Annotated in this window: 1 protein-coding gene; it reads left to right on the forward strand. The window is 77.0% G+C overall.

The annotated features are described in order from the left end of the window. Nucleotides 1–478, forward strand: a 478-nt coding sequence (locus HO151_RS04930) for a polyprenyl synthetase family protein (RefSeq protein WP_173894889.1), incomplete at both ends; no start/stop codon positions are given.

Here is a 478-nt window from a genome sequence, read left to right on the forward strand (position 1 = left end):
CTGGGGGCCGCGCTCGCCGGGGCGGACGCCGCGCGCAGCGAGGCCCTGTGCGCGGCGGGCCGGCGCGTCGGGATCGCCTTCCAGCTCCGTGACGACCTCACCGATGTCTTCGGTGACGCGCGGCACACCGGCAAACCCACCGGTGGCGACATCCGGGCGGGCAAGCCCACCTACCTGGTCGCCCTGGCGCAGGCGCGGGCCGAGACGACCGGGGACCGGCACGCCCTGGCCGTGCTGCGGAGCTCGCTCGGCCGCGCCGACCTGTCCGGGAGCCGTCTCGAAGAGGTGCGTGACGTGCTGGTCCGCACCGGTGCCCGGGACGTCGTCGAGGCGAGGATCGAGCGGCTGGCCGATCAGGGGATGCGTCATCTGCAGTCCGTACCGCTGGAGCCGGAGGGCCGGCTGCGGCTGCGCGAGCTGCTGCACGCCACGGCCGGTACGGCCCCGCCGCCCATGCCCGCGCCCACGCCGCCCGGGG

Source organism: Streptomyces sp. 8P21H-1, from assembly GCF_013302945.1.